The organism is Azospirillum sp. UFLA03-27 (assembly GCF_059803775.1).
In genome coordinates, this window is the sequence record NZ_JAUQTX010000395.1 from 1 (window position 1) to 3,704 (window position 3,704).

The window sequence follows — 3,704 nt, forward strand, 5'->3', positions numbered from 1 at the left end:
CGAGATAGCTGTTATAGTCTCGTGGGCTCGGAGATGTGTATAAGAGACAGGGGTGCGGCACCGGGGATGGGGCAGGGCCGCCTCGCGGTGCTGGTGGACGACGACGCCATCGTGCTGATGGGCCTTCAGCTGATCCTGACGGAGTGGGGGTATGCGGTGCTGGCGGCGGGCAGCGCCGATCAGGCCATGGAGCGTCTGTCGGCACAGACCCGCGTTCCCGACATCGTGATCGCCGATTACCGGCTGCGCGAGGGGCGGATCGGAACCGAGGTCATCCTGCGCGTGCGCGAGCGTTACGGCAGCGGAGTTCCCGGGGTGATCCTGACCGGGGAGACGGCGCCGGACTGTCTGCTGGACGCCACCGCCCACGGGCTGACGGTGATCCACAAGCCGGTGACCCCCCGTGAACTGGCGGCCGCGGTGGACCAGCAATTGAAGGCCGTGCCGGCGTGAGGCGTGCGCTGGGACCTTATCGCGTAAGGCCCCAGCGCCGGTACCACGCGTTCAGGTCCCGCGCGGAGTCGATCCGGATCTTCGGCAGGTCGGCCTGATCGAAGGTCCGCAGGTTTCTCGCCCGGTTTCTCGGGGTGGTGACAGCGATGTGGCGGATCATCTCCCACTTGATGCTGTCCCGGCGGCCCTCCAGCGCGCCGCGCCGTTCCCGTTCGAACAGGGTTCGGCGGAAGTAGCGCAGCAGGCTGAGCGGCATGGGCACGTCCAGTTGGATCAGGCCCGTCGCCCGCCGGAAGCGCTGCGGAATGCAGCGTGAGTAGTTGCCCTCCATGACCCAACGCTCGCCGGCGATGGCCGCGTCGTGCAGGGCGACGAACTCGTCGGTCGGGCGTGGCCGCCAATCCGTGTCGGGGGCATGGTACAGCCGGTCGAGATGGACGACGGGAAAGCCATTCCGCCGCGCGATCGCTTCGGCAAGCGTGGATTTTCCGCTGTTGGACGGCCCGAGAATGCAAATGCGGGGGCCGAGGTCGGAGAGCTGCATGGAGTGATACCGTCACGAAACGAAGCCGGTCGGGCCGCGAGCGTTCGCGGACCGCAACATGGTGCGCATGGGGTGGATCGTCACCCGTCCGGCGGTCACTCCGCCTGGACGAGTTCCTTCGTGGCGGGGCGGGGGGCGAGGGCGGAGCGGCCGGCGTCGGTCAGGCGGCAGACCAGCCAGTCGGGCTTCAGCGGATTGTGGAACCAGCGCTCGGCCCAGCCGGACTTCAGACAGCTTTCGATGGTCTGGCGCTTGACCCGTTGGCCGTCGCCGTCGAACAGGGGCAGCTTGCCGCCGGGCTGGTCCAGGCCGTTGCGCAGCCACGCCGCCTGCGCCTCGGTGGGGCGGCGTCGGGACGTGGTGCGTCGGGGTGCGGCCATGGTTCGTCGCCTCGGAAGATGTTGCGGCCTGGCTGTTGCGCCCTGGCGGCCTGTGGCAAGATTCGGGCACTCTACATCGAAAGGGTTCGGCCATGGAATTCGTCTTCGCTTACATCACCGCCGGGTCACGGGACGAGGCCCGATGCATCGGCCGTGCGCTGGTCGAGGAGCGGCTGTCCGCCTGCGCCAACATCCTGGACGGAATGACCTCCATCTATCGCTGGCAGGGCGTCATCGAGGAGGCCACGGAAACGGTGCTGATCGCCAAGACGCGGGCGGAGCTGTTCGACCGGCTGGCCGCGCGGGTGCGGGAGCTGCACAGCTATGACGTGCCCTGCGTGGTCGAGCTGAGGGTGGGGCGCGGCAACCCGGCTTATCTGGACTGGCTGCGCGACGAGACCGCCTGAGCCCCGACGACAGCCGTCGCATGCCGGCCATGACAGCGGCGCATTGGACCGCCTCCGACCCGCGTGCCAGTTTCGCAAGGGTTGCTTTCAAGCGCAAATCATCCGGATGCGGAGAATTTCCATGACCGACACATCGGCGCGGCTGTCGATCGGCTTTTCCTGGATCGGCCACGCGCTGATGCACATCGTAACGGCCCTGTTCCTGACGGTCGTCCTGGTGCTGGAACGGGAATGGAAGCTGCCCTACGACGAGCTGATCCGGCTGTGGACGCTGGGCGCGCTGATGATCGGCGTCGGCGCGCCGCTGGCCGGCTGGCTGGGTGACCGCTGGAGCGAATGCCGGATGATGGCGGTCTTCTTCCTGCTGACCGGGGCGGGGACCGTCGCCTGCGGCCTGACCGACGGTCCGGAGGCGTTGTTGTGGGCGCTGGCGGTGCTTGGCCTCGGCGCCTCCATCTACCACCCGGTGGGCATGGCCTGGATGGTCAAGAACGCCACCAACCGCGGCAAGGCGCTGGGCTACCAGGGCATCTTCGGCACCATCGGCATCGCTTCGGCGGCCGTGGTGGCCGGCGGCCTGACGGAATGGCTGGGCTGGCGCTCGGCCTTCCTGATTCCGGGGGCGATCAGTCTGGGGCTGGGCGTGGCGCTGACCCTGCTGATCGCGCTGGGCAAGGTCGAGGATCGCCAGGGCGATGTGAAGCCGATCCCCAAGGCCTCGCGCGGCGACGTGATCCGCGCCTTCTTCGTTCTGTCGGTGACGATGGTCTGCGCCGGCCTGATGTTCAATGCCATGCAGGTGGTGCTGCCCAAGCTGTTCGAGGCACGGCTGAGCGACCTGCTCGGCGGCAGCACGCTGGGCGTCGGCGGCGTGGTGACGGCGGTCTATCTGTTCGCCGCCCTGCCGCAGCTCGTCGGCGGGCATCTGGCGGACAAGTACCCGCTGAAGCGCATCTACACCCTGTGCCTGCTGGTCCAGGTGCCGATGATGGCGGCCGTGGCGGTCCTGGCCGACCTGCCGCTGGTCGGTGCGGCGGCGCTGGTCGTCGTGGCCTCCCAGGTGCAGATCCCGGCAGAAAACCTCCTGCTTGCCCGCTACACCCCGGAGAAGCACCGCGGGCTGGCCTACGGAGCCAAGTTTATCCTGTCCTTCGGCGCCGGCCCCCTGGCCGTTCAGCTCGTCGCCCTGGTCTATGAGCGGACGGGCGAATTCGTCATGCTCTACATTACGCTGTCGGTTCTGGCGCTGATCGCATTCGCGGCGGCGCTGCTGCTGCCGCGCGACCGTGACGCTCCGGCCAAGCCCGCCACGGTCCCGATGGCGGCAGCGGAGTAACGGGTCACATTTTGTCCGGCAGGCTGGGGTAGGGCGCATCTCCGGGCAGATCGGCGACCACCGTCCGCCCCTTCCAGGTCAGGAGCCATGCGTCACCAACCCCGGCGGCGCGGATCTCGGCCAGCCGGCGCAGGGCGGTCGGGCGGTCCTCCGGCGGCAGGACGAGGCGGTGGATGCGCCGGCCCTGCACGTCGGCCGCCACGATGTCGGCCTCCGGATGGCCCAGCCGCGCGCGCTGGGCTTCCGCCTGCCCACGTTTGGAAAAGCTGCCCGCCACCACGAGAAAGCGCCGTTCGGCGGGGCGCGGCATCGGCGGCAGCACGGCGATCTCCACCTCCGCCGTCACGGGAAGCGGCGCGGGCGGTGGCGTTGCGGGGACGGGCGACGGTTCCGGTTCCGGAAGGGGGACCGGCACGCTCTCGGCACTGCGGACAACCGGCACGATCACAGGCTTGCAGACATAACCCTGGCTCAGGACGCGGAAGGTCGCGCAATCCTGCTGCAGCATGGCCGACAGCATGTGGTCGGTGCTGCTCTTGCTGGCTGTCTCTTATACACATCTGACGCTGCCGACGATTATACGC

6 protein-coding genes are annotated in these 3,704 nt (G+C 68.6%); 3 read left to right on the forward strand and 3 right to left on the reverse strand.

The features are described 5' to 3' along the window. Positions 1 to 453 (forward strand): response regulator (locus Q4I23_RS31295; protein ID WP_498528800.1); only part of this gene is annotated, 453 nt, incomplete at its 5' end. Positions 454 to 469: 16 nt separating this feature from the next. On the opposite strand, the gene Q4I23_RS31300 is transcribed toward Q4I23_RS31295, so the two are convergent. Further along, on the reverse strand, positions 470 to 997 hold the full coding sequence (locus Q4I23_RS31300; RefSeq protein ID WP_454018246.1) for an isopentenyl transferase family protein: 528 nt from the start codon (positions 995 to 997) through the stop codon (positions 470 to 472). A 95-nt stretch (positions 998 to 1,092) separates the two neighbouring features. Beyond that, positions 1,093 to 1,377 (reverse strand): hypothetical protein, encoded by a 285-nt coding sequence (locus Q4I23_RS31305; RefSeq protein ID WP_454018247.1) that lies wholly within the window; start codon positions 1,375 to 1,377, stop codon positions 1,093 to 1,095. Between the two features lie 92 nt (positions 1,378 to 1,469). On the opposite strand from Q4I23_RS31305, the gene cutA reads away from it, so the two are divergent. Next, positions 1,470 to 1,784 carry a divalent-cation tolerance protein CutA gene (cutA, locus tag Q4I23_RS31310; protein WP_498528801.1) on the forward strand — a complete coding sequence of 105 codons (315 nt, stop codon included), beginning with the start codon at positions 1,470 to 1,472 and terminating at the stop codon, positions 1,782 to 1,784. A 121-nt stretch (positions 1,785 to 1,905) separates the two neighbouring features. Further along, positions 1,906 to 3,120, forward strand: a complete 1,215-nt coding sequence (locus tag Q4I23_RS31315) for an MFS transporter (protein ID WP_498528802.1) — start codon at positions 1,906 to 1,908, stop codon at positions 3,118 to 3,120. 4 nt (positions 3,121 to 3,124) lie between these two features. Here Q4I23_RS31315 and Q4I23_RS31320 read toward each other — a convergent pair whose 3' ends face one another. Next, positions 3,125 to 3,640 carry an SPOR domain-containing protein gene (locus Q4I23_RS31320; RefSeq protein WP_498528803.1) on the reverse strand — a complete coding sequence of 172 codons (516 nt, stop codon included), beginning with the start codon at positions 3,638 to 3,640 and terminating at the stop codon, positions 3,125 to 3,127. Positions 3,641 to 3,704 lie beyond the last annotated feature (64 nt).

Coding starts and splice junctions, on each gene's coding strand:
- Q4I23_RS31300 (WP_454018246.1), bottom strand. CDS start 997: ATGCAGCTCTCCGACCTCGGCCCCCGCATTTGCATTCTCGGGCCGTCC.
- Q4I23_RS31305 (WP_454018247.1), bottom strand. CDS start 1,377: ATGGCCGCACCCCGACGCACCACGTCCCGACGCCGCCCCACCGAGGCG.
- cutA (WP_498528801.1), top strand. CDS start 1,470: ATGGAATTCGTCTTCGCTTACATCACCGCCGGGTCACGGGACGAGGCC.
- Q4I23_RS31315 (WP_498528802.1), top strand. CDS start 1,906: ATGACCGACACATCGGCGCGGCTGTCGATCGGCTTTTCCTGGATCGGC.
- Q4I23_RS31320 (WP_498528803.1), bottom strand. CDS start 3,640: ATGCTGTCGGCCATGCTGCAGCAGGATTGCGCGACCTTCCGCGTCCTG.